We start from the raw sequence: 26,341 nt of genomic DNA on the forward strand, positions 1-26,341 counted from the left end.
CAGCGTGTCGGGTGCGGCGGTTGCCGACCTGCCGGAAGGGCTCCGATCAGGAGGACCAGGGCTTCGACTGTCGTATCCGGGCTGAGCAGATGGGGTCGAGCCATGGGTGGACGGTCCTGCGGATCATGGATTCGTCTTCGGTGGTATGTAGGTCTGGTGTGTTCGGCCCTTGGAGAACTTAGGATCGCCCGATGGTCGGACGATGGCGGCAGGCGTTCTCGGACAAACAGTTGCGGCAAGCTGGACGGCTGATCGACGAGGCGACCCGGCTGTCCATCGCGGGCCGCCGGGACGAGGCGGCCGAGACTGGCGAACGCGGGCTTCGGATGGTGCGCGACGTCGCCCGGCGGGCCCCGGGGCAAGCGTTGCCCCTGCTCGCTCGAGCCACGGCCGACCAGTCGTGGTATCTGGCCGGGATCGGGCGGCACAGGGCCGCGCTCGAGCTCGCCGAGGAGGCACTGAGCCTGGCACGCACTGCCCACGACGTCCCGTTGCTGGCCAGGGCGTTGATTATCGCGGCCGACAGGCTGCTCGAATCGGGCCGAGCGCAGGAGGCCCTGGCCCGCAGCCGGGAGCTGATCGAGCTGCCCCGCCTGCGATCCGACACCGGGCTGGCCGACAGCCTGGCGACTCTGTCGGCGTCACTTGCCGAGACCGGGCAACCTGAAGAGGCGTACCAGATCAGCGAGCGGGCCTTGCGCATGTGGCAGACGCTCGCCGCGGAGCAGCCGTCCCTGGCGGTTCACGCCGTGTCCGGGCGGATTCTGCTCAACCACGCCAATCGGCTCTACGCGATCGGCCGCTGGACGGAGGCGGCGAAGACCGCCACCCGGGCGGTCGCCTTCCATCGCGAGATTCCGGGCGTGGACCGCTTGGTCCGGCTGCAGAAGCTGGCCATGGCGTTGAGCAACTGTTCGATCGTCCTGTCCCGGATCCGGCGCCATGACGAGGCGTCGGCGATGACCGCGGAGGCGGTCGCGATCAGCCGCATCCTGGTGGCGGCCCAGTCCGGGCACCGAGCGCAGCTCGCCTCGGCGTTACGGTCGCATGGCGGCCGGCTTGCTGCCCTCGGCCAGGCCGAACAATCGGTGGAAATGGTCGCGGAGGCTGTGGCCATCTACCGGGAACTGGCCGCCGAAGAGCGGAGCAGCTACCTGCCCAGGCTCGCTGAGGCGGTCAGCGACCTGGCGGCTGTTTCCGACACCGAGAACGCCACAGCGCTCGTGGAAGAAGCGGTCGATCTGCGTCGGGAGTTGGTCGCCGACAACCGAGCCGTGCACCTGCCGGGTCTGGCGCTGTCGCTGTCGATCCTGGCGGACAAGCAGGGCGCGGCCGGCCGGCCGGCTGCTGCGCTGGAGACCGGTGACGAGTCCGTACGCCTGATCCGCGAGGCCGCCGAAGCCAACCGGGCCGGCGTGCTGCCGCGGTACGCGTACCTGGTGCAGGAGCAGACCGAGCGGCTGGATCGGGCAGGCCGGGCGGCCGAAGCCTTGGCCCTCGGGGAGGAGGCCGTCGGGGTCGCTCGGCAAGCGCTCGGCACGCATCGGGCAGCCGGACTCGGAGGCCTGGCCGACGCGCTGCTCGCGCAGGCCCGGCGATTGGCCGCTGGGCCGGGCCGGAACAAGGCGAACAAACGGCGGGCGAGCGAGCTGAGGCACCAAGCGGACAGCCTCCGGACCGAACTCGACGCCATGGACTGACCCGGGCCTACCACCCACAGCGACTCGGGTTCGTGGATATGCCGATGAGCGATCACGCGATCACCGTCATCGCGGCAGAGGCGGCATGCTGTGTCGATGCGACAAGTCACGGTGCTCGGAAGCTGCGGCGCCTACCCGGAGCCGGGTAGGGCCTGCAGCGGTTTCTTGGTGGAATGGGACGGCTTTCGCCTCGTGCTCGACCTCGGCTACGCCACCCTGCCGCGGTTGCTGAATCACTGTCCCGACGGCGCCGTGGACGCCGTTGTCATCACTCATGAACACCCCGACCACTGCATCGACCTTCACGGGTTGTTCCGGATGCGCCTCTACGGTGCAGGAGACGGTTCCAGACTGCCGTTGTACTGCACACCAGGCGTGTTGAGTCGTCTCAGCGGGCTGGAACCCGAGGCCGACCTGCGTACCGTCTTCGACGTCCATGAGTTGCCCGGAGCGTATCCAGTCGGTCCGTTCGAGCTCGGCGGCGTCCTGCTTCCGCACCATGTGGCCAATGCCGGTGTCCGTCTGCGGAATGACCAGGTCGTGCTGGCGTACACCGGTGACACCGGCCCCGACCCGCTGCTGGCTGAACTCGGCCGAGACAGCGACCTGTACATCATGGAAGCCACCGACCGGAAAGGCGAACTGCGAGAGCCCCACCGCAACCTGCTCACCGCCGAGGAAGCAGGGCACTGGGCCACCCGGGCCGGCACACGCAGACTGATGCTCACCCACTTCTGGCCGGGTAACGATCGGGCCGTCTCCGTGGCCGCGGCCCGATCGGCCTTTGACGGCGAAATCCTCATCGCCGATGAAGACCTCGTTGTCCCGCTCGACCCGGCTTGACTCCCGATCCCTTGCCGCGACGGAGATGGAACGGCAAGCTGCGCTCGATCCGTCAAGCGGTGGAGGCGCCGGGCGCACCCGGGGCAGTGGTCGCCTCGATGGCCTCGGCCAGCCGCTGGGCCAGGCCGTCCACCGTCGGGTTCTCCAGGATCGTACGGACCGGCACCCGCAGCCCCAGCTCGGCCCGCAACCGCGACGCCATGCGGACCGCGACCATCGAATGCCCGCCCAGGGCGAAGAAGTCGTCGCCGGGCTCGACCCGTGCCACCCCGAAGAGCTCGCACCAGACCGCGGTGACGGCGGCGGTGGTCGTGGCTCGGAGGTCGTCGGATCGCTGTTCGAGGCTCATCGGTCTGCTCCCGGTCGTCGTTGCTGCAAACGGTTCCGGCGTTCGCGCAGCCGGGCCGCACGCGCGGGCCCGGCCGGCTCGGGCGCCGCTGGCTCGGTCCGGGGCTCGCCGCTCAGGTGCCGCGCGAGCGCGGCGATCGTCGGGAACTCCAGCAACGACACCAGCGAGGTGCGGGCTCCGGTGCGGGCGCCGATCAGGGTGTGCACGGTGACCAGGGCGAAGGACGTGCCGCCGAGGTCGAAGAAGTTGTCGTCGAGCCCGATGTCGGCCCGGTCCAGCACCTCCCGCCAGATCCCGGCGAGCTGCTGTTCCAGCCCGGCGTGGGACGACGCCGGCAGGTCGAGGCGTAGCTGCGGCGGCGCCGCCACGGACCTCGTGCGGGGTACGGCCGGAGCGGGCAACGAGCCGATCGCGGCCTTCGGTTCCGCGACGGCCGCGACGAGCAGCCGCTGGAAGTCGTCGGCCATCCGCGCGACCGTGTCCGCCTCGAACAGATCGGTGCGGTAGGTGAGAGTCAGGTCGAAGTCGTCGCCACTCGCGGCCGCGCGGAAGATCTGCATGTCGAGGTCGACCTTCGCCCCGGCCGGCGGCAGGTCGACCGCCGTGGCCTCGAGGCCGGCCAGGCGCGGGCTCACGACCGGCTCCGGCTCGAACGAGAAGAAGGTCTGGACCAGCGGGGCGTGCCCGGGGTCACGCTCGGGCGCGAGCTCCTGCGCGAGCTGCTCCATCGTCACGTCGCTGTGGCTCAGCACATCCAGCAGCTCGTCCTGCACCGACCGGCACAGGTCGGCGAAGCTCCGGTCGGCGGGCGCCTCGACCAGCACCGGCAGGGTGGTGGCGAAGAACCCGATCAGGCTTTCCAGCTCGACGCGGTCGCGGGCGCTGACCGGCACGCCGACCAGGACCTGACGGACCCCGGCGAGGCGGGACAGGAAGGTCGCGTACGCGGTCAGCATGAGCACGAAAGGCGTGACGCGCAGCTGCCGCGCGAGCGTCAGCGCCGGCGTCATCACCTCGGCCGGCAGGGTCCGGCGGTGGGTGCCGCCGTGCGGGCCGGCGACCGCCGGGCGCGGCTTGTCGGCCGGCAGCCGCAGCACCGTCGGGACGCCGTCGAGGCGCTCGCGCCACCAGCCGAGCTGCTCGGCGTCGACCGGGCGGGCCCGTTGCCAGGCGGCGTAGTCGGCGAACTGCACATCCAGCGGGCGCGCGCCGGGCTCACCGGCATAGGCCCGCGCCAGGTCGTCGAAGAAGACCTGCAGCGACGGGCCGTCCGAGACGAGCTGGTGCATGGTGACGACGAACAGGTGCCGCCCGGGAGCGGTCTTCAGCAGCCGGGTGCGCAGCAGCGGCCCGCGCGCCAGGTCGAACGGTTCGTCCGCCCAGGTCTGGGCCCGCTGGAGCGCCGCGGCGTCCCCGTCGCTGTCGAGCTCGGCGACGGGCAGGTCCACGCCGAGGTCGCCGACCCGCTGAACCGGCTCGAACGGCGGGTCGGCACTGGGCACAAAAGTCGTCCGGAGCGCCTCGTGCCGGGCGACGACGTGCGCGACGGCCCCCCGCAGCCGCGGAACGTCGAGCGGCCCGGCCAGCCGCACCGCCACCGTGATGTTGTACATCGGGGTGCCCGGGTGCAGCAGCTCGACCAGATACAGCGCCCGCTGGGCGCCCGACATCGGCAACGGCCCGGCCGTCCGGTCCAGCGCCGGGATCTCCGGCTCGGCGGTGACCCGGTCCATCACGCTGCTCCTCCGCTCGTGGCCGGCGCCGTGTCTCGAGTGGCCAGGGACAGCCGGTCGACCTTCCCGCTGGGGGTCCGTGGCAACGAGGCGACGACCTCGGCCCCGACCGGCACCATGTACGCGGGCAACCGCTCGCGCAGGCCGGCCAGGAGACCGGCGGTCCAGGCCGGGGCGTCCGCCGGCGCCGCCTTCGGCACCAGGAAAGCGCGGAGGTGACGTTCCTCGGCCGCGGAGCCGCTGACCACCACCACCGCCTGGGCGACGGAGGGGTCGGAGCACAGCACGCTCTCGATCTCCCCGAGCTCGATCCGGAAACCGCGCACCTTGACCTGCGTGTCCCGCCGGCCGAGGAACTCCAGGCGGCCGTCCGGCCCGACCCGGCCGAGGTCGCCGCTGAGGTACGCGGGCACGTCCGGGTCCAGCGGATCGGTGCGGTAGCTGCGCGCGGTGCGCTCGGGCAGGCCGAGGTAGCCCGGTCCGACGGCGGCACCGGTGATCCACAGCTCGCCCACCTCGCCGTCCGGCACCGGCCGGCCGTCCGGGTCACACACCCGTACGCCGGTGCCGGTGATCGGCGTGCCGATCGAGGGCAGGTCGACCCAGCCGGACACGTCCGCGGGCAGCTGGTACCAGGTGGCTACGTGGGTCTCGGTCGTGCCCCACTGGTTCACCAGGCGGCAGTCCGGCAGCCGGGTGAACATCGCCCGGATCGCCGCCGTGCACTGCATCTGTTCCCCGGAGGTGAGGATCTCGCGCAGCGGGTGGGTCGCCGGGGTCGTGTCGTCGGCGAACAGGGCCAGCGACTGGATCATCACGAACGGCACGAACAGCCGGTTGACCCGCTCCCGTTCGATGAGGTCCCAGAGCAGCTGCGGGTCCAGCCGCTCGTCCTCGTCGCAGCAGACCACCGTGCCGCCCTCGCCCAGCGTGGGCAGGATCTCCTGGTACGTGACGTCGAACGAGGCCGGGGCGAACTGCAGGGTCCGGTCGCCCACGCCGCACACGCCGGCGCCGGCCTGCCAAGCCACGAGGTTGGCCAGGTTGTGGTGGGCGTAGCGCACGCCTTTCGGGCGGCCGGTGGAGCCGGAGGTGTAGACGACGTACGCGACGTCCTCGCCGGCCACCTCGGGGGCCTCGAACGCCGGGACGGAGTCCGGTAGGGACCGTGCCGGCCCCGCCGTGGCGTAGACGAGGGCCCGGTCGGTCACGACGGTGGTGAAGCCGCCCAGCCGGTCGAGCGGATCGTGATGGCCGACGACCAGGCGTACCCCGGCGTCGGCGCACATGAACCGCAGCCGCTCGGCCGGGTAGCCGACGTCCAGCGGCACCGCGACACAGCCGGAGCGCAGCAGCCCCACCAGCGTCACCACCAGATCCACCGACCGTTCCAGGTGGACGCCGACGGCCGTACCGGGGGTGGCCCCGAGTTGGGCCAGCCGGGCCGCGACCCGCGCGGACCGCTCCCACAGGGTGCGGTAGTCGACCGCCTCGCGCGCGGAGCGGACCGCCTCGGCGTCCGGCGACCGCCGTACGCGCTCGGCCACGGCCCGCAGCGCCGGGACGGTCGTGGTCACGGGGTCGGGATAGGGATTCATTTACGCCACTCCTCGGTCGTCGCCCGGCACAGGGTGATCCGGTGCGGTCGCTCGGCGCGCAGCAGGACGCGGTTGAGCGCCCGCTCGATCTCGGCCGCCAGCCGCGGCCCGGGTTCGTCCACGGCGACGTCCAGGCTGTAGCGCAGCTCGTCGCGTTCGTCCCGGAAGACGGTGGTGCTGGCGTGCCGGACCCCGGGCAGCTGGGTGGCCAGCCGGCGCACCGAGGGCAGCCAGACCTTCTCCCCGCCCACGACGACCGAGTCGCCGGAGCGCCCGCGGAAATAGTGGTAGCCGTCGGCGTCGAGGTCGAACCGGTCGCCGGTGGCGACGGCGCCCGCGACGGTCGGGGCGCCTCCGGGGAGTCGCCGGCGCAGCACCGTGTCGGACTCGACGACCAGTTCCCCGCCCGGTCCGTCGTCCGGGGAGTCGCGCAGGTACGTCCGTACCCCCGGCAGCGCGACCCCGACCGAGCCCCACCGATGCTCCGGCTCCCGGTGCGCGGCCAGCGTCGTCACCCGCGGGCCGGCCTCGGTGAGGCCGTAGGTGAGGTACAGCTCCCGCTGGGGATCACCCGCCAGCAGCGAACGGACGTGGGCCGGCTCCAGCGCGTCGCCGCCGACGGTGAGCACCCGCAGCGCGGCTGTCCCGGCCGGTGGGTCGGCGGCCAGCAGAGCCGCCGCGCTGGGCGTCAGCGAGGACACCGTGGCGTCATGGCGGCGGATCGTGTCCAGGAACGACCGGGGGGTGAACGGCGGGCCGGAGACGACCAGCCGCGAGCCCCGGACGAACGCGGCCAGCGCCTGGGCGACCAGACCGTAGGAGTAGTACAGGGGCAGGGACACCAGAACCGTGTCGTCGGGGCGCTGGCCGATGGCGGTGGCGTGCCGGCCGGCGTTGCGCAGCAGCGCGTCGAGGCCGTGCAGGCAGCCGCTGGCGATCCCGGAGGTGCCCGAGGTCATCAGCACGACCTCGCCCGGCTGATATCGCCGGCGCGCCGGGTCGTCCAGCAGCGCCGCCTCGCAGCGGCCGCCGATCGGGCGCACCGTCGCCGCGCCGTACCGGGCCGCGTCGATCCGGGGCGCGATCAGCGCCGCCCCGCCCAGCCGCCGGCCGATCTCGGTGATCCGGGCCGCTCCGGCCGCGGGCGGCAGCAGTATCGGAACCGCCCCGGCCAGCAACGCTCCGAAGAAGACGGCCAGGGTAGTCGTCCCGTTCGGCACGGCGATCAGCACGGGGGAGCCGGGTGGCAGGCCGAGACCGGCGACGTCGTCGATGACGGCGGCCGCGCCGGCCCGGGCCGGCGCGGTGCCGCCGGGACCGGGGCCGGCGTCCACCGCCGAGTCCAGGAAGGTCAGCACCGCCGAGCGTCGCAGGCCGGCCGTCACGGCTGAGCCCCGAGCACGACGCAGCGGACCTGGTGCCCGTGCGGGTCGTGCTGGTGCAGACCGGCCACCACGTGACCGGCGGCGCCCGTCCGCAGCCAGTGCCGGGCCACCGTGAGGGCGGCCGGGTGGCCCTCGTCCGGCTCGGCGGTGATCACGAGCGTCGGCCCGCGGAAGCCGTGCACCAGGCACACGAGACTGACCGGGCCACCGGCGCTCGCACCGGCGAAGCGCAACGGGGACAGCCGCCCGCCCGGCACCGCGCGGGCGATCGCCGTCATGGTCGCCGTGGTGCCGTGGGCGCTGACCAGGACCATCCCCGTGGCCTCGGGGGCGGCCCGCACCCCGGCCGGGCACCGGGCCCACGCCTCGTCGACGGCCGCCAGGACGCTCCAGGAGGTCGGGTCCGCGTACAGGGAGGGGATTCGCCGGGACGGCGGCGTCGTGGACGGCCGGGTCAGCGCGGCCTCGGCCAACCGGACCAGGCCGTCGCCGCTCAGCTCCGGCATCCGGTGGCCGGTCACGCGGCTGTCTCCAGGACCAGGCAGGTGGTGAACCCGCCGAACCCGAGGGTGACGCTGACCCCGACCTCGCCGGTGAACGGCAGCGCCAGGCCACCGCCGGGCAGGGGCAGCGGGAACCCCGGCATCACGTTCTTCAGCCCGCACACCGGCGGCACCTGCTGATCCCGCAGGGCCAGCAGGACGGCCACCGCCTCCAGCGCCCCGGTGGCGCCCAGGGTGTGGCCGAACGCGCCCTTGGTCGCGAACACCACCGGGCCCGACGGACCGGCGAACAGGCTCGTGAAGGCCCGGCACTCGACGGCGTCGTTGACCGGGGTGCCGGTGGCGTGCGCGTTGACGACGCCGACCTCGCCGGCGCCGCGGCCGGCCGCGGTCAGCGCGGCGCGTACCGCCTGGACGACGGTGTCGCCGCTGAGGTCCGGGGCGGTCGGACCGGCCGCGTCGTTCGCCGAGCCGGCGCCGGAGAGCCGGCCCCGGACGCGCGCCCCGCGCGCCCGGGCCGAGCTGTCCCGCTCGAGCACCAGGAACCCCGCGCCCTCACCGAGAACGGTGCCGTCGTGGCTCTCGTCGAAGGCCCGCAGCGCCGTGGGGGACATGGTGCCCAGCGCCGAGTGCCCCAGCCGCTTGGCCTGGGTCAGCACGTCCACGCCGCCGACGACGCAGATTTCCTCCGCCCCCTCGGCGATCAGGGCGGCGCCGAGAAGGATCGCGTCCGAGCCGGCCGAGCAGGCGGTGCTCACCGTGATCGGGCGCCGGGCCAGGCCCACCCCTTCGGCGAGGGCGTCGCCCCACCGGTCCAGCCCTTCGGGTACGACATCCAGATGCGGCCCGTAGCTCGTGCCGGCGATCAGCCTCAGCCTCGGGTCGGTGACCTCCAGCCCGGCGTCGGTCACCGCGGCCCGCAGGGTTCGCGCGCCCAGCTCGTACTGGCGCCGCCCGGGATCGAGGTCCATCGGCAGGCCGGCCACGACCGCCGCCCGCTCGTTGCGCACGGGGTGCGGGCTGGGCACGGTCACCACCCCGCTCGTCCCCGACAGCAGCGCCAGCCAGACCTCGTCGAGGTCCGAGCCCAGCGCTGTGTCCCAGCCCATCCCGGTGACCAGCGCGCCCCGGTGCCCGCCCGGCTCGCTCACCACCACTGGGGCTCCATGTCCGCGGCCTTGCGCCGGACCAGGTTGGCGCGGAAGGCGGCGACGGTCGTCGAACCCACCACGGCCCGGCCCGAGAAGAAGAACGTGGGACCCAGCAGGCGGTCGACCGACACGGTGAAGGTCACCGTGTCGCCGGGGGCGACGATCCGGAAGAACCGTGAGTTCATGGCGCCGACCAGCGTCAGCTCGTCCTCGGCGAGACGCGTGGTGCTCAGCTGGAACAGGATGATCCCGGACTGCGCGAACGCCTGACTCAGGTGGCTGGCCGGGAAGATCGCGCGCTCCGGGAAGTGTCCCGCGATCGCGTCCATCTGGGCCGACACCGAGAGCCGGCTGACCAGCCGGACACCGGGCTCGTAGTCGAGCACGCGGTCCAGGTAGAGCATCGGGTGCCGGTGACGCAGCCAGGTCTTGATCTCGGTGAAGCCCATCGTCCGGCTCGGCCCGGAGGACGGGTCCTGCTCGGTCGCGACGGCGGATTCAGCGGTGGACATCGGAGCGGCTCTCCTCGAGGACGGCGTGCAGGACGGGAAGCAGCGCGCACGGTGCGCCGGTGGCACGGTCGGTCAGGGCCACGACCAGGGATCCGGTGGCGAGTTCGGCGCCGTCGGTGGTCCGCCGTACGGTCGTGTCGATCCGGGCCCGGGCCACGCTCAAGCGCCCGACGACGGGTTCCAGGTTCAGCTCGTCGGGGTAGCGGGCCGGCGCGAGGTACCGGGTCGTCGCCTCGGTGACGACCAGGTCGAAGCCCGCGCTCGCGAGCACGCCGAGCCCGACGCCGAGCCGTTCGAGGTTGGCCAGCAGGGCGGTCTCCTGCAGGGCCGGGTACCGGGCGAAGTGCACGACGCCGGACGCGTCGGTGTCGGCGTGCTCGACGCTGCGGCGGACCGGCAGCAGACGCGCCCGCTGGGCGGCGGCCGGGACGACCGTCACGGCGCCGCCTCGCGCAGAGCTCGCGAGCCCGCGACCAGCCGGGCGACGATCGCCTCGACGTCGTCCGCGGTGGCCACCAGCGGCGGGGCGACCCGCATCGTCGGGTGGACGTAGCGCAGGTTGTGCGAGCGCCGCCCGGCGCCGGACATGAACTCCACGTAGACGCCGCTGCGGATCATGGCGGTCCGCAGGTCGCCGACCCGGTTCGCGGCCGCCTCGGTCAGCTCGACCCCGTACAGCAGGCCCACCCCGCGCGCCTCCCGGTACAGGTCGGGGAACTCGGCCACCACCCGGTCGCGCAGCAGCCGGCCCAGCCCGGCCCCCAGCTCGGCCGAGCGTTCGACCAGGCCCTCGGCCACGACGTGGTCGAGACCGGCGCGGATCACCGCACAGGTGAGCGGGCGCAGGTCGGACGTCGCCACCGTGCCGGTCGGGCGGACCCCGAGCTCGCGGCGGGCGATGACCATCGAGGTCGACAGGGCGCCCATGCCGAGGCTCTTGCCGATCACGGTGATGTCGGTGGGAACGGGACCTTCGTCGTCCGACATCGCGAAGAACCGGCCGGTCTTGGCGAACGTGAGGACCTCGTCGGCCACCAGCAGGCCGCCGCTGTGCTCGGTGAGCGCGGCCAGCCGGCGCAGGTAGCCCGGTTCCGGTACGAGGATTCCCGCGTCGCCCTGGACGGGTTCCACCACCACCGCCAGCAGCCGGTCGCCGTTGCGGCTGAACCACTGCTCCGCCGCTTCGACGTCGCCGAACGGGAGGTGCTCGGTGCGGAAGCCGAACTGCTCGGGGTCGACCGTCGGGAGGCCGACGCGATAGTGCCGGCGGTTGAGCAGCGGAAGCAGCCCGCCCGACCAGCCGTGCCACGCCCCCTGGAACCCGAGCACGATGTCCCGGCGCTCGGCCCCGGCGACGGCGCGCAGGCGCCGCCGGTCGAAGCGCGACTCGAGGACGAGACGCAGCGCGAGCTCCATGCCCTCGGAGCCCGAGTTGCGTCCGCTGACCCGGTAGTCGGCCGCCGGGAACCGGTCGGCGAACAGTCCGCCCGCGCCGAACAGCCGTTCCAGGAGCAGCGAACGTTCCGACGAGGCGATCTCGTCGGTCACGTAGCCCGCTTGCCGGACCGCGGTGGCCATGGCCGAGGCGATGACCTCCGAGCCGGCGCCCAGGCAGGCGGACCCGTACCCGCCGCTGGCGTCGAGCACGTCGAAGGTACGTCCCTGGTCCTGACCGCTCAGCTCGACGAAGTGCTGGACGAGCCCGGTCGCCCCGGTGCACCCGAAGGGCAGCGGCTCTCCCCCGTAATGGTCGAACTGGACGTCGCGGTCGAACCACGACCCGGCCGAGCGGAGCACGCCGGCAGGTGACATGGAGGTGTCCTCTCGGGTGGTGGTGGTCGGAGTCGTGGACGTCAATCCGCACTGACCTTGGGACGGCCCTGCAGGGTGCCGACGAGGGCGGCCACGCTGCGGATGCTGGTGAAGTTCTCGGGCGTGAACTCGGCGTCCGAGATGGTGATCCCGAACGTGTTTTCGCACTGGACCCGCAGCTCGACGAAGCCCAGGGAGTCCAGCCCGAAGTGGTCCCGGAGCCGGTCCTCGGGGTTCATCCGGTCCTCCGGGATCTCCACGAACAGATCCGTGACCAGCATGGATCCGATGGCTCGCTCGATGTCGTTCACTGAAGTCGCTCTCCTTGCGTCAGGTGGGGGGTGGGGTGGGGCACGAGGTAGGGACGGCGCTCGAACGGGTAGGTCGGCAGGTGCAGGCGGCGCCGGCGCTCGCCCGTGTGCAGGGCGGCGAAGTCGACAGTCGCCCCGGCGGCCCAGAGCCGGCCGGCCGCGGTGAGCGCGGCGCGCAGACCGGCCGGTGACCGGGTGGATCCGTCCAGGACGTCGACCGGCACCGGCTCGAAATCGCCGGCGGCCGCGGCCCCCGGTTGCCGTCCGATCCGCACGACGAGCTGCCCCGGCGGGCTGTCCAGGGCCGCTGCGACGTCGCACAGCATCGGACCGCCCGGCACCGGCGCGCCGGCGGTCCCCGTGACGAGCAGAAGGGCTGTTTCGGCCGGGCTCAGCTCGGCGGCCAGGGCCATCGCGCAGCGGGCGCCGAGCCCGTGCCCGGCCACGGCGTCGGGAAGCACCCCCCAGGACATCAGCAGCCTCGCCGTCGCGTACTGCACAGCAAGGTGCGCGGCCGGACCCGTCGACGCGCCCGGTGCCGGGGTCTCGAGCAGCTCCCGGCGCAGGTCGTGGCCGAGCTGTGGTCGCGCGGCCTCGGCGATCGCGTCCAGCTGGGCGCGGAAGACCTCCTCGGCGCCATGGAGTGCCGCAAGCGCCGCGACCGAGCCCGCGGGGTCGCCGCCGGGCTCCGCGAACAGGAACACGGTGCGTCCCCGGCCGGGGCGACCCTCGCCGCCGTCGCCCGGTCGGCTGCCGCGCAGGGCGGCGACCGCCTCGAGGGCGTTCGAGGCGACCACGAAGTGACGCCGGGAGTGCCCGGCCCGGCCCGTCTGCAACGTCCAGGCGACGTCGGCCAGGTCGGCGTCCGGATGGCGTTCGAGGTGGTCGGCCAGCGACAGGGCCATGGTGTGCAGGGCCGGCCCGGTCCGGGCCGAGAGCACCAGCAGCTGGTCCGGTCGGGCGGACGTCGTCGGCAGTCCGGCCGGCGGCTCGGCCACCACCGCGTGGGCGTTGGTGCCGCCGAAGGCGATCACGTTCGTGGCGCCGATCCGGGTCCGCCCTCCGGATTCCCACGGGATCGTCCGGTCGTTGACGACGAAGGGCGAGGACGCGAAGTCGATCGCCGGGTTCGGCGCGCTGAAGTTCAGGCTGGCGGGGAGCACGCCGCGCTCCACGCAGAGCACCGTCTTGATCAGTCCGACGATGCCGGCCGCCGCGTCGGCGTGGCCGATGTTGGCCTTGACCGAGCCGATCCGGCAGTAGCCCGTCCGGTCGGTGCTCTGGCGGAACGCCTTGGTCAGGCCGGCCACCTCGACCGGGTCGCCGAGCGCGGTGCCGGTGCCGTGCGCCTCGACGTAGCCGATGTCGCCGGCGTCGACCCCGGCCACCAGGTGGGCGGTGCGCGCGGCGCCGGCCGGCCCGGCCACGCTCGGGACGTGGAAGCCCATCTTGCGCCGGCCGTCGTTGTTCACCGCGGTGCCCCGGATGACCGCGTGCACGGGATCGCCGTCCTCCAGCGCCTCGGCGAGCGGCCGGAGGACCACCAGGCCCACCGCGCCGGCCCGCACGGTGCCGCGGCCGTGCGCGTCGAACGGACGGGTCCGCCCGTCGTCGGCGAAGATGTCCTCCGGATCGTGCACCAGCTCCGGGATCGCGGCCAGCACCGAGGCGCCACCGGCCACGGCCATGGCGCAGTCACCGGCGAGCAGCGAGCCGATGGCGACGTGCACCGCCACCAACGACGAGGAACAGGCCGACTGCACCGCCAGGGCCGGTCCGGTCAGGCCCAGCTTGTACGCGATCCGGGTGGCCAGGAAGTCGACGTCGTTGCCCTGCTGAACGCGGGAGTCCGACACCGGGACACCCCGGGCGCGGCCCCAGGCCCGGACCAGTGCGCCGTGGTCGGTGATCGACCCCCCGACGAACACCCCGGTCGGCAGGCGTTCCGCACCGCCGTGCCCGGCGCGTTCGAGAGCCTCGTGGGCGCACTCCAGCAACAGCCGGTGCTGAGGATCGGTGACCAGAGCGTCCTCGGAGGTGTAGTCGAAGTAGTCGGCGTCGAAGAATTCCGGGTCCGTCAACCGGCCGTAGGACGGCACGTATCCGTCGGTGGCCGCCGGGAGCTGGTCGGACAGCACGGAGACCGATTCCCGGCCGGCACAGAGGTTGTCCCAGAAGGCCTCGATGTCCTCGGCCCCGGGGAACCGGCCCGCCATGGCCGTGACGGCGACAAAACCGCTGTCGGCGACGTCTTCGGTGCTCATATACCTCGTTCTCCGGTCGGAATCGATCGGGACGCCGGCCCGACGGCAGTGACGTCGAACGGGCAATCGCCTGGGGAACTGGGAGGGCAGCGTCCATGGGAGCGTAGTCAGAGACCCCTGTCGAAACAGGGAATAAGCAGGTGAAGATCCGGCAAATTCGATCGACAGCTGGCAATGCTATCGAATACCTCAGCCGTTTACATCTGTCAACGTCGACGCCGCATGCTGACGGTTGATCGCGCGTGAGAAGGAAAAACGCCCCTCGGTCGGGCGTTCGTGACCGTTGCGGGACAGGTTTGGTGGCAACACGATCGGACACTCGGACGTCCACAACGGATGATCAGGTGAAGATCAGGGGAATTTCGATCGACATGCGGTGAATCGCGTTAATACTGTGCGGGTCGCCGCCCATTGCCGTTGCTGCTTGACAAAGGTGGCACGGCTGGATCTACTAATGGCTCGCCGACCATTCGACCGCCATTCGTTTCACCATTGACGGTGACCTGATATCCCGTGACGTGCGTGAAGCCTGGAGTCGGCAATCTTTCCCGTTGTTGACCGGCGTGATGTGGACGGAGACGTGGAATGACCGGGTGGCGATCGGGCCTGCGCCGGAGCCTGTGGGGCGCCGCGGACTACCGCAACCTCTGGCTGTCCCAGACGACCAGCCTGTTCGGCACCGGCATCACCCTTCTGGCCCTTCCCCTGGTGGCGCTGTTCCTCCTCGACGCGTCGCCGTTCGAGGTCGGCCTGCTCTGGGCGGTCGAATACCTGCCGATTCTGCTGATCGGTCTCCCGGCCGGCGTCTGGGTGGACCGGTTGCCGTTGCGCGCCGTGATGGTCGGGGCCGACGTGATGCGGGCGGTGGCTCTGCTCGCCGTACCGATCGCGCTGGGCCTCGGCGTTCTGAGCATGCCCTTGCTGTACGTCGTGACGTTCCTCATCGGCCTGGGCACGCTGTTCTACGACGTCGCGCAGTTGTCGATCCTGCCCGCGCTGGTCGCCGACGACCGCCTGGTCGACGCCAACGGGAAGCTCGAACTGTCCCGGTCGGTGGCGCAGGTCGGCAGCCCGGCCGTCGGCGGTCTGATGGTGCAGGTGCTCACCGCCCCGCTCGCGGTGCTCGCCGACGCGGTGACCTATCTGTCGTCGGCCTACTACGTGCTGCGCATCCGCAAGCCGCCACCGGTGACCCGGCCGGCCGAGCCGGCCAGTCTCCGCCAGGACATCCGCGAGGGCCTCCGGTTCGTCTTCGGTCATCCCCTGATGCGGCCGCTGTTGTGGTGCGCCACGCTGGCCGAGCTGGCCTCCGCGATCATCCTCGCGCTGCAGGTGGTCTACGCCGCCGAGGTCCTGCTCCTGAGCCCGGTGGTTATCGGTGTCGCGTTGGCCGTCGGCAACGGCGGCGGTGTGGTCGGATCGCTCCTCGCGGAACCCTTCGCACGCCGTTTCGGGACCGGGACCGCCTTCCTGGTCTCGATCGTGCTGTTCACCGCCGGCTCGGCCATCCTGCCGATCTCCACCGGGCCGGTGACGTTCGCGCTGGGCATGTTCATCGCCTACCTCGGCGCCTTCACGTTCAACGTCCTGCAGGTCAGCCTCTGCCAGGCCGTGACGCCACCGCACCTGCTCGGGCGGATGAACTCGGTCTTCCGGTTCGCCACCTGGGGCGTCATCCCGCTGGGGGCGGCCGGCGGCGGGCTCCTGGTCGATGCGATCGGCCTGCGCGGCGTGTTCTGGCTGGCCGCCGCGCTGAACGCCCTCTCCTTCATCCCGCCGTGGCTGTCGAAGATCCACCGGCTTCGCGAGGTCGTCCACCACAGTGCCGAGGAGCCGGCCGTGGAAACCGGAAAGTCCACAGCTCGGTGACCTCGTCGATGACGGCCGGCGCGGCCGCCGGGTCGCCGTGGTCCAGCCGGACCGTGCCGGCTCGGACGACCGCTTCGTCGGGAAGCCTCTCCCTTTCGTCAGGGCCCAGTCGTCAGTGGAGGGTGGTGGACGCCTTGTGACGCGGCGTCTTTGCGTACCCGTGAGTCACCAGCAGACCGTCGCCCAGGGGCGGATGCGGATGCCGTCGGGATCACGTCCTCGTCGGCGCGAGCGTCACTTCAGCGCAGGCGTCATCCGAATGGCCGGGAAAGCCGGATGCTCGCATGATCACGCCGCTCTTCGCCATCACTAGTCTCCGGCGGGGGAGGCGCGGAGACGGTGTTGTTCACGGCTAAATGCCCGGTTGCTGCCGATGAGCAGGAGTGGATCGACGGCCGCATGGCCCGGTTCCTCGAGCGGTTCGGCACCAGCTGGCTCGGCTCGCCTGTCATCTTGCCCACCGCGGAGTTCTTCCCGGGCGCCTATACCGGCACCGAGCAAGACATGCGTCGGGCGGTCGTCGCCGTTTGCGGATTCATGGGCGTCGACGACTCGCGCATCTTCGTCAAGTTCCCCGAGGCCATCTCGAGGGAGGCCGGGACGGCGAGGCGATGGACCAGGGTCGCCGGCACGAGCAGCATGTCGCCCGCAGCGACGTCCGCCGACACGTATACCCGGTCGGACGCTCCTAGCAGCTACCGCAGGATCGGCAGGAACGCACGTATCTCGCTCGACCCGACGCTCGGCCGGCACCCGCTGCTGCTGCTGGCCACGATCGCGCGCGAGTTGGCGTACGACCGGCTCCTCACCGGGAAGGGCAGGCTCGTCAACAGAGAATTGCAGCCCGTATCCGAGCTGTTGACGGTGTTCCTCGGTTTCGGGGTCATCACGGCGAACGCAGCGTTCGAGTTCTCCCACACCACGGATCAGGACAGCCGTCGCGGCCAGTGGTCGGCAAGCCGCCTTGGCCTGCTCACCGAGCCGATGTACGGCTACGCGCTTGCCCGCTACGCCATGATGCGCGGCGAGCCGCGTCCGGATTGGGCTCGCTTCGTCGACAGTAATCCGCGCGCCTACCTGAGGAAGGGCGTGCGTTTCATCAGGCGGCTGGAACGCAGCTGAGCGCCGACGCAACTGCCCCGGGCCCTCGGCCGGCCGTGCCGTCGCCGCCCCGATTCCCCGCTCAGCTGGTGCCGGAGTCGCCGGTGGTCGTCGGCTCGGCTGTGCGCAGGGCGGCCCGGCGCCGGTCCAGGCGGGCCCGTCCGGCGCCTCGTCGCGCCGCCGCGCCGGACTCGTCGTCCTGGCCCACGACCACGTGCCGATCGTCCAGGAACTTGGCCAGGTCGTGGATCGTCGTGTACTCGAAGAACATCACGATCGACAGGGCGTGGCCCCGGCCGGCCAGCTCGCGTTGCACCGCGGCCAGCAGCAGCGAGTGTCCGCCGAGGTCGAAGAAGTTGTCGTCGAGACCCACCCGTTCCAGCCGCAGCACCCGGCACCAGATATCGGCCAGCAGTCGTTGCGTACCGGTGCCGGGCGCCCGGAAACCGGGGTCGGGTTCGGCCGGTCCGGGGGCCGGCAGGGCACGCTCGTCCACCTTGCCGTTCCGGTTGATCGGCAACGAGTCCAGCACGACGAAGTCGGTCGGCATCATGTATCGCGGCAGGCGCACGACGAGGTGCTCACGCACCTCCTGCCGCAGGGCCGGTCGGTTCTCCGCCTCGACATAGGCGACGAGACGTTTGTCCCCGCGCTCGTCGGTCACCGCCAGCACCACCGCGTCGGTGACGGCGGGGTGCGCGCGCAGCGCCTCGACGATCTCGGCCGGTTCGATGCGGTAGCCCCGCAACTTGATCTGGCGGTCCCGCCGGCCGATGAAGTCGATCCGTCCGTCCGGCAGGTGCCGGGCGAGGTCGCCGGTGCGATACATCCGTCCGCCGGGGACGCCGGAGAAGGGGTCGGGGACGAAACGTTGCGCGGTGAGCCCGGGTGCGCCGTGGTAGCCGCGGGCGACCCCGACGCCACCGATCCAGAGCTCACCGGTCACCCCGGGCGGCACCGGCTGCCGCCACCCGTCCAGGATGTACGCGCTGACGCCGGTGATGGGGCGGCCGATGTCGGGTGGCCCGGCCGGCGGGCCGGCCGGTTCGATCTCCCCGGCCGTCGCGGTCGCCGTGGTCTCGGTCGGGCCGTACTCGTTGAGCACCCGGAACGGCAGTCCGGCGCTCGGCCGGATCCGGAGCCGGTCCCCTCCGATGATCAGGATCCGCAGGGCCGCTCCGGCCGGCCAGTTCAGCGTCAGCACCCGCTCGGCCAGGGCGGTCGGCAGTTCGGTGACGGTGATGCCCTCGTCGGCCAGCCACGACCCCAGGCGCTCCGGATCGAGCTTGGTGTCCTGGTCGGGCACGCACAGGGTGGCGCCGGCGACCAGGGTGGGCCAGATGTCGGTCACGGACGGATCGAAACCGGGCGAGGCGATCTGGGCGACCCGGTCAGCCGGCCCGAGGTCGCAGCGTCGTCGCCGCCACGTCACCACGTTGGACAGCGACCGATGTTCGACCGTCACGATCTTGGGCTGGCCCGTCGAGCCGGACGTCGCGATGAGGTACGCCAGATCGTTGTGCTGCACCGGATCCGGCGGACCGGCGGCACCCACGTCGGCCCGGTCCGGGAGCCGGTCGAGCAGCAGGTGGGCGATGTCACGGGGGAGCCGGTTCGCGACCGCGCCGTTGGTCACGATCAGGACGGCCCCGGCGGCGGTGTACTGGCCGGCCAGGCGAGCCGGCGGATTGTCGGGATCCAGCGGGAGGTAGGCGGCCCCGGCGCACAGCACGGCGAGCTCGGTGATCACCAGGTCGGCGCCGCGCGGCAGGCACACACCCACCACCGTCCGGGGTGCGACACCGTTCCGGCGAAGGACGTCGGCCAGCGCGTCGGCCCGGCGCACCAGCTCGGCGTACCCGATCTCGCGGGCGCCGTCGCGGATGGCCGGAGCGTCCGGTGTCCGGTGCGCCTGGGCCCGGACCGCCTCGTGCACCGGCGGGGCGTCGGCCGGGGGATGGCGGTCGGCATTGACCTCGTCCAGCACCAGGGCGCGGTCCCACGGGCTGAGCAGGGCCAGCTCGAACAGCCGCGCCGCCGGCCGGGCGACCGCGTCGGCCAGCAGCCGCAGGTAGCTGTCCGCCATCCGCCGGACAGTCCCGTCGTCGAACAGATCGGCGGCGTACTCCCACAGCATGGTGATCCGGCCGTCCGGCAGTGCGGCGACACCGCTTCGGCTTTCCGTCCGAGGGAGGACGACGACGTTCAGGTCGGTCCGCGCCGAGCTGTTGCCGCGCTCGAGAACCGTCCCGGTCGCTCCGGCCAGATCGAGGCTCGGACGAGCGGATTCGTCGGCGCTGAACAAGATGTCGGTCAACGGGTTGCGGCCCGGTTCCCGGGTGGGATTGAGCACCCGGACCAGTTCCGGGAACGGCAGCAGCTCGTTCTCCGCCGCCTCCCGTACGACGTTGTGCGCCTGTCCGGCGAGGCTCGCGAAGTCCTGCGTGGGATCGACATCGCACCGCAGCAGCACCGTGTTGGCGTACATCCCGATCGCGTCTGCTGTGCCGGGCCGCCGGCCGGCGAAGGACGAACCGACACAGAGGTCCCGCTGACCGGTGTAACGGTGGAGAAACGCCGAGAAGGCCGCCAGCATGGTGCCGAACATCGTCAGCTTCCGGTCGCGGCAGAAGGAGCTCAGCGCGGCCACCAGGTCGGGCGGCAGGTCGACCCGCAGTGTCTCGCCGCGAAAGGTCTGCGTCGTGGGCCTGGGCCGGTCCGCCGGCAGATCGAGGCGAGGCGGGGCGTCGCCGAGCCGGTCCTTCCAGTAGGCCAGTTGCGACCGCATCGGCGCGGTTTCCAGCGCGGAGCGTTGCCACCGCGCGAAGTCCCGGTAGCGGACGGCCGGCTCGGCCCGGGGCGGCTCCACTCCCTCGGCCGACGCGTTGTACAGGGTCTCCACCTCACGGATCAGCAGCGCGGTGGTCCGCTCGTCGTGCAGCAGGTGGTGCTCCACCAGGACGATCTCGTGCTCGTCCTCGGCCAGCCGCACCGCGGTCCAGCGGATCAGCGGCGGAACCGCCACCGCGAAGGGAGTGTGCATCTCCCGGGTGAGGACCTGGTCGAGCAGTTCCTGCTGTCCGTCGCGCACCTCGCCGAGGTCGATCCGTCTCGCCCGGACCGGTCGCGGCGGGTGGACGGTCTGCGCCGGTTCACCGTCGATCTCCGCATAGGTCGTACGCAATGTCTCGTGCCGCCGGTCGATTTCCGTGATGACCCGGTCGAACCGGTCGAGATCGAAGGCGCCCACGACCCGGATCGTCGTCTGCGCGTTGTGGGCGACGCTGTCCGGTGCGAACTTGTGCCGGAACCAGACCTGTTCCTGTTGCCGGGAAAGCGGCCCGGTGCCGATGGCGGAGTCGGAAAAGCCCGGCCGGAATTGCGGATTTCCTGCGTTGTTCACCGTGATCCTGTCGTGGTGGCAGTTGACGGTTCTGTCCGGCATCGACGTGGCGACAATGGTCGAGGACGTGATCGGCAAGAGATTCAAATTTATGCGGGTGGATCAATTCATGTCAACCGATGGTGATGCGCGCGGACCTGAACGAAAAAAGGCGTCGATGTGAACGATGGTTCACGCATTTATGATGTTCATGGATCTTGAAGATCTGTCGGCCAGGTGGTGCAATGGTGCGGGCGCACAGGAAATGCCGGACGGGCTCAAGAATGCGCTGGTGAGAGGTTGCTTTCGATGGCCATTCGGTCGGACGGTGGAGCCGCCGGTGCTCGCGGGTCACGACGTGAATAGAGTCGACGACGTGTCCGAGGGAAACCTGTTCGCGGTCAGCGACCTGCACGTGTCCTACGCGGAGAACCGCCGGGTCGTCGACGCCCTGACGCCGGAGTCGGAGGACGACTGGTTGATCGTGGCCGGCGACGTCGGTGACACCTTCGGCGACATCGAGAAGACGTTGCGGCTGCTGCGCGAGCGCTACGCCACGGTCATCTGGGCGCCCGGCAACCATGAACTGTGGACGCTCCCCGACGACCCGGTGCGGCTGCGCGGGGCCGAGCGTTACGACGCCCTCGTGCGGATGTGCCGGGACAACGGCGTCCTGACCCCGGAGGACGAGTTCGCCGTCTGGGCCGGTGCGGGCGGGCCGGTCACCGTAGCGCCGCTCTTCCAGCTGTACGACTACTCGTGGCTGGCGCCCGGGACGACCGGGAAGAAGGAGTCCCTGGAGTACGCGTACTCGACCGGGGTCGTGTGCACCGACGAGATGCTGCTGCACCCGGATCCGTACCCCGATCGGGAGTCCTGGTCCGCGGCCCGCATCGACGAGAGTGAGCGGCGGCTCTCCGCGCTCGCGCCCGGCACCCGTACGGTGCTGGTCAGTCACTGGCCGCTGGTCCGGCAGCCCACGGACGTGCTGTGGTATCCCGAGTTCGCCCAATGGTGCGGTACGAACCGGACGGCGGACTGGCACACCCGGTTCGGCGCTGTCGTGGCGGTCTACGGCCACCTGCACATACCGCGGACGACCCACTACGACGGCGTGCGCTTCGAGGAGGTGTCGCTCGGCTACCCCCGGGAGTGGCGGAGCCGGGCCGACGCGCCGCAGCTGCCGAAGAGGGTGTTCCCGTGATCGGCACCTTGCTCCCGCCGGGTGTGGTGAGCGTCGAGGCGTTCGACGACCTTCCCGGCGAGGCCCCCTTCCCGGGCGAGGAGGACCTCGTCGCGACCGCGGTCGAGGGTCGCCGCCGGGAATTCGTCACGGCGCGGCGGTGTGCCCGCGAGGCCCTGGCCGTCCTCGGCCACCCACCGGCTCCGATCCGGTCCGGCGCCCGGCGGGAGCCGCTGTGGCCGCCCGGGGTGGTCGGCAGCATCACGCACTGCCGCGGCTATCGCGCCGCGGCTGTCGCTCCCCGGACGCTGCTGACCGGTATCGGCATCGACGCCGAACCGCACGGCCCGCTGCCTGACGGTGTACACGATGCCGTGACGGTGCCCGGTGAGCCTGAGATGCTGGCCGCCCTGACGGCGACGGACCCGCTGATCCACTGGGATCGCCTGCTGTTCAGCGCCAAGGAGTCCGTCTACAAGGCGTGGTATCCGCTCACCGGCCGCTGGCTCGGCTTCGACGAGGCCCGGCTGAGCATCGATCCCGCGGCCGGCGCCTTCGGGGCGCGCCTGCTCGTCGACGGCACCCGCACCGACGGCGGCCCGTCGCTGACCCGGCTGACGGGAAGGTTCGCCGTGGCCGGTGGTCTGGTGGTCACCGCGGTCACGCTGTGACAGCCGAAGGCGGTGCGCCGGCTACCGGGCCGGATCGACCTGGGAGAGCAGGAACTCCGTCACGGCCGGGGCGAAATCCGGTCCGAGCTGGGGCACGTGGGTGCCGCCGTTGATCGTCCACGACTGCACGCTCGACCCGCCGGCGCAGCCCTGCGTGTAGGCGCGGACCGACGTCTCGTCACCCGGCAGGGTGGCGACCAGATCGCGAGCGGAAGCCTCGCTGCCGGCGCCGGCGCACCCGTTGTGGTCGCGCCAGCGGGCGACGGTGGTGGCCGCCGACGGGTAGGTGGCGCTGCCGTTAACCCCGCCGCCGAACGCGACGGTCTCGTCGGCGGTGCTGTGCACGGCCAGCACGCCCACCGGTTCGGACGGGCGGCATCGGGTCGCGTCGTTCCAGGTCGCGGCATTCAGGGAGACGATCGCGGTGATCTGCTCGGCGTGGTCGCAGGCCATTCGGTGCGCCATGAAGCCGCCGTTCGAGTGGCCGATCAGATAGACGCGGGCCGGGTCGATCCGATACGTGTCCTGGATCGTGGAGATGAGCTCGCTGAGGTGACGGGAGTCGTCGGGCACCGCGCTGGTGAAGACGCAACACGCGTCGGTGGCGTTCCAGAAACGGTCGCCCCGGTCGTCGGTTGCTCCTTCCGGGTAGGCGTAGACGAATCCCCGCCGTTCGGATTCGGGGGTGAGCCTCAGGTAGGACTCCAGCTCGTCCGGGTTGGACCCGAAGCCGTGCAGCGCGATGACCAGCGGCGCGGGCCGGGCCGGATCGGACGAGGCCGGGACGTGCACGGTGACCGGCCGTCCACCGAACTCCACCGTGCCGGTGCCACTCGCCGGCAGGGCCGTGGGGGAGGAGGGCGGCGGGCTCGCATCGTCTGTCGAGCCGCAAGCGACCGCGACCATGACTGCCGCCGCGGCGGTCATGATCCGGGCTGTTCGCCGACCGTATCCGGCCATCGCACCTCCAGAGCCGGGATGCGAACCACAGAGTACGCCGTCGGCGAGCCCGCGGGCGGGTCGCTTTTACTCCTCGCCGCCCGGGGTAGGGGACCGGTGAGGCGCTCCCCTCACCGGCTCGGGACTGTCGCCGGGAGGATGGTAGGCGACCATCGCGGCAACCGCGGCGATCGACAATCCGATCAGAAGCGTCCGCAGGCCCGGCATGATGCTGTCCGGGAACACGGTCGCGTCGCGGAACGGCCACGGCATCCAGGCGAGCGCCTGGTGCACCGGGGCACCGACGTCGTCGTTCTCGCGGAGGAAGAGAACCAGGCCCTGGTACAGGCGAGCGGTCGGCGCAACGAGAACGGCCAGGCCCACCGCGGCCAGCACCGCGGCCGGCACCCGATGGGGGGAGGCCGCCAGCCGATGGGCCGTCGCGGCGCCCGCCAGCCAGCCGGCCACCAGTCCCGCCAGCAGGCCGAGCAGGACCAGCGGCAGGTACGTCGCGGGGCGTACCGGATGACCGAGGACCTCGACGGAGCCGGTGGGCCCGGCGTTGCCCACGACCGAGACCCGCAGGCCGCCCGACCGGGCCGAGAAGCTCCACTGGTCGGAGCTGCGATAGCGCTCGACCGCGGTGACGTCCCAGCCGGCCGTGGCCAGCCGCTCGTGGATCTCCCGTACCCGCTGCTCGGCCGGGGCGCCGCCGGCCGCCGGGCTCAAGGGGGCCGTGAACGACAGCTCGGAGCCCTCGCGCCGGAGCCGCTCCGGCTGAACCTCGGGACCGAGGATCTGCGTGGCCAGGGGAGCCACCGCGGGCATCGACGGATAGGTCCGCGCGCCGGCCAGCGAGCCGGCGGCCAGGCCGACCGCCCCGCCGATCAGGGTCGCCAGCGTGGCCGTCACCAGCGCGAGCGCGCCCCACGGCCGTCCGGCCGGCAGCCGGAACCGCTCGCGCAGCCCGTCGGCGACCAGCCGCAGGCGATCGGCGCGGGTCGGGCGGCCGTCGGTCATCTCGGCCAGGGTCGAGATCAGTTCGCCGCCGTGGCGGCGGCGGAGGTGGGCCGGGTACGAGGCCAGCAGGAGACGGTGCCGCATGGTCACGCGGCACCGCCCGTGAGCCCGGGGCGGCGTCCCAGCTGGGCCTCGGCCGCCGCTGTCCGCCGGCGCCATCGCTCGGCCTCCTGGGCGAGGAGGTCGGTGCCGGTGTCGGTGAGCCGGTAGTAGCGACGCAGTCGCCCGTCGACGGCCTCCTCGTGGTCGACCGCGATCAGGCCCTGCCCGGCGAGCCGGTCGAGCGCGCCGTACAGGGTGCCCGGCCGCAGTTTCACGTCGCCGTCGGAGAGCGCCTCGACCGACTGGATGATCCCGTAACCGTGCCGCGGTTGAGCCGCGAGCGCCGTGAGGATGAGGAAGGTGGCTTCTTGCATGGCGACGATGATAAGTGTGACGAGATATAACGTCAAACGTAGTATGAGGAACCACAACCCTTGACCGCGTCGAGTCCGGCGACTAGCTTGGCTTTCAACCAGTCAGTTGAAAGGCGGATCAGGATGCCGGCCGACACCCTGTCGCGGACGTTCGCGGCGCTGGCCGACCCCACCCGGCGCGACATGGTGGCTCGCCTGTCGGTGGCCGACGCCACCGTCGCCGAGCTCGCCGAGCCGTACGCGATGAGCCTGCAGGCCGTCTACAAGCACCTGCGGGTGCTGGAGGAGGCGGGCGTGGTCAACCGCCCACCGGGACCTCAGCCCCGGCCGGTGCGCCTCGAGGTCGGCTCGCTCGACCTGATGGACGAGTGGATCGAGCAGTACCGTCGCCGGGCCGAGGAGCGCTACCAGCGTCTCGATCGGGTGCTGGGCGCGATGGAGGACGAGGAGACCGGATCATGACCCACATCGAGGCGGACCCGAAGCTGCCGATCATCCGGGTCGTCCGCGAGTTCCGGGCCTCCCCGGCGCGGTTGCTGCGGGCGCACACCGATCCCGATCTGTTCGCCCGGTGGATCGGCCCCGACAGCATGCTGACCCGGATCGACCACTGGGACGCGCGGAGCGGGGGAAGCTTCCGTTACGTCTCCGTCCGGGGCGCCGAGGAATACGCTTTCCACGGCTGTTTCCACGAGATCCGGCCGGACCGTCTGGTGCAGACCTTCACGTACGAGGGTGACCCGGACGGGGTGGCGCTCAACACGTCCTGGTTCGACGATCTCGGCGACGGCCGGACCAGGCTTCGTACGCAGTCGCTGGTGGAGAGTTTCGAGACCCGCGACGGCTGGTTGCGCAGCGGGATGGAGATCGGCCTGCGGGACGGTCACCACAAACTGGAGAGGATGCTGAGCGATGATGCTGGCTGAGCTGACCGCCGCCGAACGGCACCGGGTCGTGGCGGGCACGTTCACCGACCGGGTCCGCGCCGCCCGGGCCTGGGACGCCGCCGCGCCGGTGCCCGGCTGGACGGCCCGCGACGTGGTGGGCCACCTCGTGGAGTGGTTCCCCGGGTTCCTCGCCGGTGGGGCCGGCCTCGAGCTGCCCCGCGGGCCGGGCGTGGCCGAGGACCCGGTCGCCGCCTGGCAGACCCAGGCCGACGCGGTGCAGGCGGTGCTGGACGATCCGGCGACGCCGGGACGGGCGTTCACCAACCCGCACATCGGCGAGCTGCCGCTGGACCAGGCAGTCGACCGCTTCTACACCACCGACGTCTTCATGCACACCTGGGACCTGGCCCGCGCCACCGGCCAGGACGACCGGCTCGACGCCGGCTACGCGGCGCTGCTGGTGACCGGGATGGAGCCGATGGAGGAGCTGATGCGCGCCTCCGGCCAGTACGGTCCGCGCGTACCCGTGCCGGCCGGCGCCGACGCGCAGACCCGGCTGCTGGGCTTCATCGGCCGCGACCCGTCCTGGACCGCGTGAGGGGTGGCGGTGTAGGGCGACGCCGGCCGGGTAAGGAAACCTCATACCGTTCTACTCGTGTGCTCAGCCATCGGACCTGCTGAGCAACAGTGTGAGGATCCGCGACATGACAAC

25 protein-coding genes are annotated in these 26,341 nt (G+C 71.9%); 10 read left to right on the forward strand and 15 right to left on the reverse strand.

The features are described 5' to 3' along the window. The first annotated feature begins 191 nt into the window (after positions 1-191). Both HJC40_RS03860 and HJC40_RS03865 read left to right on the forward strand, forming a co-directional pair. Positions 192-1,700, forward strand: coding sequence for a hypothetical protein (locus HJC40_RS03860; protein ID WP_249998250.1), 1,509 nt, complete (start codon positions 192-194; stop codon positions 1,698-1,700). A gap of 96 nt (positions 1,701-1,796) precedes the next feature. Next, positions 1,797-2,543, forward strand: a complete 747-nt coding sequence (locus HJC40_RS03865) for an MBL fold metallo-hydrolase (protein WP_249998251.1) — start codon at positions 1,797-1,799, stop codon at positions 2,541-2,543. A 52-nt stretch (positions 2,544-2,595) separates the two neighbouring features. Here HJC40_RS03865 and HJC40_RS03870 read toward each other — a convergent pair whose 3' ends face one another. The 11 genes from HJC40_RS03870 to HJC40_RS03920 are packed head-to-tail and all read right to left on the reverse strand — an operon-like array spanning position 2,596 to position 14,161. After that, positions 2,596-2,892: a phosphopantetheine-binding protein gene (locus HJC40_RS03870; RefSeq protein WP_249998252.1), complete on the reverse strand. Its 297-nt coding sequence runs from the start codon at positions 2,890-2,892 to the stop codon at positions 2,596-2,598. Next, positions 2,889-4,625, reverse strand: coding sequence for a condensation domain-containing protein (locus HJC40_RS03875; RefSeq protein WP_249998253.1), 1,737 nt, complete (start codon positions 4,623-4,625; stop codon positions 2,889-2,891). The genes HJC40_RS03870 and HJC40_RS03875 overlap by 4 nt, the downstream gene beginning before the upstream one ends. Continuing rightward, entirely contained in the window at positions 4,625-6,223 is a 1,599-nt protein-coding gene (locus HJC40_RS03880) for an amino acid adenylation domain-containing protein (protein WP_249998254.1), read from the reverse strand. Before HJC40_RS03880 ends, HJC40_RS03875 begins: the two co-directional genes overlap by 1 nt. After that, positions 6,220-7,608, reverse strand: a complete 1,389-nt coding sequence (locus HJC40_RS03885) for a class I adenylate-forming enzyme family protein (protein WP_249998255.1) — start codon at positions 7,606-7,608, stop codon at positions 6,220-6,222. The genes HJC40_RS03880 and HJC40_RS03885 overlap by 4 nt, the downstream gene beginning before the upstream one ends. Then, a complete protein-coding gene (locus HJC40_RS03890; protein ID WP_249998256.1) occupies positions 7,605-8,129 on the reverse strand; it encodes a hypothetical protein in 525 nt (174 codons plus the stop codon). Before HJC40_RS03890 ends, HJC40_RS03885 begins: the two co-directional genes overlap by 4 nt. Further along, positions 8,126-9,268 (reverse strand): beta-ketoacyl synthase N-terminal-like domain-containing protein, encoded by a 1,143-nt coding sequence (locus HJC40_RS03895; RefSeq protein WP_249998257.1) that lies wholly within the window; start codon positions 9,266-9,268, stop codon positions 8,126-8,128. The genes HJC40_RS03890 and HJC40_RS03895 overlap by 4 nt, the downstream gene beginning before the upstream one ends. Continuing rightward, on the reverse strand, positions 9,259-9,774 hold the full coding sequence (locus HJC40_RS03900; RefSeq protein ID WP_249998258.1) for a 3-hydroxyacyl-ACP dehydratase FabZ family protein: 516 nt from the start codon (positions 9,772-9,774) through the stop codon (positions 9,259-9,261). The genes HJC40_RS03895 and HJC40_RS03900 overlap by 10 nt, the downstream gene beginning before the upstream one ends. Beyond that, positions 9,761-10,213 (reverse strand): thioesterase family protein, encoded by a 453-nt coding sequence (locus HJC40_RS03905; RefSeq protein WP_249998259.1) that lies wholly within the window; start codon positions 10,211-10,213, stop codon positions 9,761-9,763. Before HJC40_RS03905 ends, HJC40_RS03900 begins: the two co-directional genes overlap by 14 nt. Beyond that, positions 10,210-11,586, reverse strand: a complete 1,377-nt coding sequence (locus HJC40_RS03910) for an aminotransferase class III-fold pyridoxal phosphate-dependent enzyme (RefSeq protein ID WP_249998260.1) — start codon at positions 11,584-11,586, stop codon at positions 10,210-10,212. Before HJC40_RS03910 ends, HJC40_RS03905 begins: the two co-directional genes overlap by 4 nt. Before the next feature lie 41 nt (positions 11,587-11,627). Further along, on the reverse strand, positions 11,628-11,897 hold the full coding sequence (locus tag HJC40_RS03915) for an acyl carrier protein (RefSeq protein ID WP_249998261.1): 270 nt from the start codon (positions 11,895-11,897) through the stop codon (positions 11,628-11,630). Continuing rightward, positions 11,894-14,161, reverse strand: a complete 2,268-nt coding sequence (locus HJC40_RS03920) for a type I polyketide synthase (RefSeq protein ID WP_249998262.1) — start codon at positions 14,159-14,161, stop codon at positions 11,894-11,896. The genes HJC40_RS03915 and HJC40_RS03920 overlap by 4 nt, the downstream gene beginning before the upstream one ends. 585 nt (positions 14,162-14,746) lie before the next feature. Between HJC40_RS03920 and HJC40_RS03925 the strand changes: the two genes are divergently transcribed. Next, entirely contained in the window at positions 14,747-16,030 is a 1,284-nt protein-coding gene (locus HJC40_RS03925) for an MFS transporter (protein WP_249998263.1), read from the forward strand. 339 nt (positions 16,031-16,369) lie between these two features. Beyond that, complete coding sequence (locus HJC40_RS03930) at positions 16,370-17,152, forward strand: hypothetical protein (protein WP_249998264.1); 783 nt, start codon at positions 16,370-16,372, stop codon at positions 17,150-17,152. Between the two features lie 61 nt (positions 17,153-17,213). On the opposite strand, the gene HJC40_RS03935 is transcribed toward HJC40_RS03930, so the two are convergent. Beyond that, positions 17,214-20,534: an amino acid adenylation domain-containing protein gene (locus HJC40_RS03935; protein ID WP_249998265.1), complete on the reverse strand. Its 3,321-nt coding sequence runs from the start codon at positions 20,532-20,534 to the stop codon at positions 17,214-17,216. A 1-nt stretch (position 20,535) separates the two neighbouring features. On the opposite strand from HJC40_RS03935, the gene HJC40_RS03940 reads away from it, so the two are divergent. From HJC40_RS03940 to HJC40_RS03950, 3 genes are all read left to right on the forward strand, one after another. Further along, positions 20,536-20,697: a hypothetical protein gene (locus HJC40_RS03940; protein WP_249998266.1), complete on the forward strand. Its 162-nt coding sequence runs from the start codon at positions 20,536-20,538 to the stop codon at positions 20,695-20,697. Between the two features lie 192 nt (positions 20,698-20,889). Continuing rightward, complete coding sequence (locus HJC40_RS03945) at positions 20,890-21,717, forward strand: metallophosphoesterase (RefSeq protein ID WP_249998267.1); 828 nt, start codon at positions 20,890-20,892, stop codon at positions 21,715-21,717. Continuing rightward, positions 21,714-22,367: a 4'-phosphopantetheinyl transferase superfamily protein gene (locus HJC40_RS03950; RefSeq protein ID WP_249998268.1), complete on the forward strand. Its 654-nt coding sequence runs from the start codon at positions 21,714-21,716 to the stop codon at positions 22,365-22,367. Before HJC40_RS03945 ends, HJC40_RS03950 begins: the two co-directional genes overlap by 4 nt. A 21-nt stretch (positions 22,368-22,388) precedes the next feature. On the opposite strand, the gene HJC40_RS03955 is transcribed toward HJC40_RS03950, so the two are convergent. The 3 genes from HJC40_RS03955 to HJC40_RS03965 all read right to left on the reverse strand — a co-directional run bounded on the left by HJC40_RS03955 (position 22,389) and on the right by HJC40_RS03965 (position 24,742). After that, entirely contained in the window at positions 22,389-23,327 is a 939-nt protein-coding gene (locus HJC40_RS03955) for a PHB depolymerase family esterase (RefSeq protein ID WP_249998269.1), read from the reverse strand. A 66-nt stretch (positions 23,328-23,393) separates the two neighbouring features. Continuing rightward, positions 23,394-24,410, reverse strand: a complete 1,017-nt coding sequence (locus HJC40_RS03960; RefSeq protein ID WP_249998270.1) for a hypothetical protein — start codon at positions 24,408-24,410, stop codon at positions 23,394-23,396. Positions 24,411-24,412: 2 nt separating this feature from the next. Then, entirely contained in the window at positions 24,413-24,742 is a 330-nt protein-coding gene (locus HJC40_RS03965) for a PadR family transcriptional regulator (protein WP_249998271.1), read from the reverse strand. A 123-nt stretch (positions 24,743-24,865) separates the two neighbouring features. On the opposite strand from HJC40_RS03965, the gene HJC40_RS03970 reads away from it, so the two are divergent. The 3 genes from HJC40_RS03970 to HJC40_RS03980 are packed head-to-tail and all read left to right on the forward strand — an operon-like array spanning position 24,866 to position 26,227. Beyond that, positions 24,866-25,204: a metalloregulator ArsR/SmtB family transcription factor gene (locus HJC40_RS03970; RefSeq protein WP_249998272.1), complete on the forward strand. Its 339-nt coding sequence runs from the start codon at positions 24,866-24,868 to the stop codon at positions 25,202-25,204. After that, positions 25,201-25,668: an SRPBCC family protein gene (locus tag HJC40_RS03975; protein ID WP_249998273.1), complete on the forward strand. Its 468-nt coding sequence runs from the start codon at positions 25,201-25,203 to the stop codon at positions 25,666-25,668. Before HJC40_RS03970 ends, HJC40_RS03975 begins: the two co-directional genes overlap by 4 nt. Then, entirely contained in the window at positions 25,655-26,227 is a 573-nt protein-coding gene (locus HJC40_RS03980; protein ID WP_249998274.1) for a TIGR03086 family metal-binding protein, read from the forward strand. The genes HJC40_RS03975 and HJC40_RS03980 overlap by 14 nt, the downstream gene beginning before the upstream one ends. The last annotated feature ends 114 nt before the right edge of the window (positions 26,228-26,341 follow it).

The organism is Actinoplanes sp. M2I2 (assembly GCF_023544445.1).
Classification (GTDB): domain Bacteria; phylum Actinomycetota; class Actinomycetes; order Mycobacteriales; family Micromonosporaceae; genus Actinoplanes.

Excerpts from the sequence above, each read along its gene's own strand:
- HJC40_RS03920 (WP_249998262.1), bottom strand. The coding sequence starts at position 14,161 with ATGAGCACCGAAGACGTCGCCGACAGCGGTTTTGTCGCCGTCACGGCC.
- HJC40_RS03870 (WP_249998252.1), bottom strand. The coding sequence starts at position 2,892 with ATGAGCCTCGAACAGCGATCCGACGACCTCCGAGCCACGACCACCGCC.
- HJC40_RS03980 (WP_249998274.1), top strand. The coding sequence starts at position 25,655 with ATGATGCTGGCTGAGCTGACCGCCGCCGAACGGCACCGGGTCGTGGCG.
- HJC40_RS03860 (WP_249998250.1), top strand. The coding sequence starts at position 192 with ATGGTCGGACGATGGCGGCAGGCGTTCTCGGACAAACAGTTGCGGCAA.
- HJC40_RS03925 (WP_249998263.1), top strand. The coding sequence starts at position 14,747 with ATGACCGGGTGGCGATCGGGCCTGCGCCGGAGCCTGTGGGGCGCCGCG.
- HJC40_RS03970 (WP_249998272.1), top strand. The coding sequence starts at position 24,866 with ATGCCGGCCGACACCCTGTCGCGGACGTTCGCGGCGCTGGCCGACCCC.
- HJC40_RS03865 (WP_249998251.1), top strand. The coding sequence starts at position 1,797 with ATGCGACAAGTCACGGTGCTCGGAAGCTGCGGCGCCTACCCGGAGCCG.
- HJC40_RS03975 (WP_249998273.1), top strand. The coding sequence starts at position 25,201 with ATGACCCACATCGAGGCGGACCCGAAGCTGCCGATCATCCGGGTCGTC.
- HJC40_RS03965 (WP_249998271.1), bottom strand. The coding sequence starts at position 24,742 with ATGCAAGAAGCCACCTTCCTCATCCTCACGGCGCTCGCGGCTCAACCG.
- HJC40_RS03910 (WP_249998260.1), bottom strand. The coding sequence starts at position 11,586 with ATGTCACCTGCCGGCGTGCTCCGCTCGGCCGGGTCGTGGTTCGACCGC.
- HJC40_RS03880 (WP_249998254.1), bottom strand. The coding sequence starts at position 6,223 with ATGAATCCCTATCCCGACCCCGTGACCACGACCGTCCCGGCGCTGCGG.
- HJC40_RS03960 (WP_249998270.1), bottom strand. The coding sequence starts at position 24,410 with ATGCGGCACCGTCTCCTGCTGGCCTCGTACCCGGCCCACCTCCGCCGC.
- HJC40_RS03900 (WP_249998258.1), bottom strand. The coding sequence starts at position 9,774 with ATGTCCACCGCTGAATCCGCCGTCGCGACCGAGCAGGACCCGTCCTCC.
- HJC40_RS03955 (WP_249998269.1), bottom strand. The coding sequence starts at position 23,327 with ATGGCCGGATACGGTCGGCGAACAGCCCGGATCATGACCGCCGCGGCG.
- HJC40_RS03875 (WP_249998253.1), bottom strand. The coding sequence starts at position 4,625 with ATGGACCGGGTCACCGCCGAGCCGGAGATCCCGGCGCTGGACCGGACG.